We start from the raw sequence: 1,137 nt of genomic DNA, 5'->3' as shown, positions 1-1,137 counted from the left end.
CGCGCTGGTGCGCCAGGCGCCGTTCCTGTCCAGCGCGCAGGCGTCGGCGCTCAGCATTTCGGGCGTCACGTCACGCGTCGACGCTACCGGGCCGAACGCCGCACTGTTCGTCGATGGTGAGGCCGTCAATGATGGTGCGAAACCGACGGAGTTGCCGCCGCTCGAAATCCGGGTGACCGGCAATGACGGGCAGACTACCCGCTATACGTTGGGGACATCCGGCCGTTCGCTGGCGTCTGGCGAAAGATTCGGCTTTGCCAGCCGGCTCGACGTGCCTAGAAACGGTGTGAAGACCGTGTCGGTCACTTTCGCCGAATAGGCGATCACCGGGGAAGACCATCAATGCCCATCGTACGCGGCAAGGACATCGAGGTTCTGTTTTCAGCATCGGCGATCGCGCGGCGCAATCTCGAGCTCGCCAAGGAGATTGCCGGACACGACTATCACGATCTGCTGGTGATCTCGGTGCTGAAGGGCTCGTTTATCTTCGCCGCCGATCTTATCCGGGCCATGCACGATGTCGGCCTGTCGCCGGAGGTCGAATTCATCTTCATCTCCAGCTATGGCGCCGGCACCAGCAGCGGCGAGGTGAGGGTGCTGCGCGACATCGACAATGAGGTCGCCGGCCGCGACGTGCTGCTGATCGACGACATTCTCGAATCGGGGAAGACGCTGAGCTTTACCCGCGAGCTGATGTTGTCGCGGGGCGCCAAGAGCTGTTCGATCGCCGTGCTGCTCGACAAGCGCATGCGCCGCCAGACCGAGCTCAATGCCGATTATGTCGGCTTCGACTGCCCCGACTATTTCGTCGTTGGCTACGGCATGGATGTAGCCCATGCTTTTCGCGAGTTGCCGTTTGTCGGTGTCGTCAAAGGGGATGTCTGAGCGGCATCAAAAAGGTTTGCTGATGCTTAGAGCGGTTCGCCGCTTCACGAAAACGCCGAACCGCTCGAGTTTTTTGTTTTGACGCAATTCCCAAGGGAAAGCGCTGTGCGCTTTTCCCGGAAAATCGTCTCACACTTTTCCTGAATTGCTCGTGGGCTTTCAGGAAAAGTCAACTTTTGGCGGCCAAATATGCCGGCCATGGCAAAGCTTCTGATCGTCGAGGACGATGAGTCCGTCCGCACCCTGGCCGCC

1 protein-coding gene and 1 pseudogene are annotated in these 1,137 nt (G+C 60.1%); both read left to right on the top strand.

Annotation, left to right across the window (positions count from 1 at the left end):
- Nucleotides 1-319: pseudogene (locus EN964_RS35345) on the top strand (hypothetical protein); the annotation flags it as partial.
- A gap of 23 nt (nt 320-342) precedes the next feature.
- A complete protein-coding gene (gene hpt, locus EN964_RS35340) occupies nt 343-885 on the top strand; it encodes a hypoxanthine phosphoribosyltransferase (RefSeq protein ID WP_023811104.1) in 543 nt (180 codons plus the stop codon).
- The last annotated feature ends 252 nt before the right edge of the window (nt 886-1,137 follow it).

This window comes from Mesorhizobium sp. M7A.F.Ca.CA.001.10.2.1, assembly GCF_003998575.1.
GTDB lineage: Bacteria > Pseudomonadota > Alphaproteobacteria > Rhizobiales > Rhizobiaceae > Mesorhizobium.
The sequence above is the reverse complement of the archived record's forward strand: the minus strand, read 5'-3'. Positions and strand labels throughout refer to the sequence as shown.

Excerpts from the sequence above, each read along its gene's own strand:
- hpt (WP_023811104.1), top strand. The coding sequence starts at position 343 with ATGCCCATCGTACGCGGCAAGGACATCGAGGTTCTGTTTTCAGCATCG.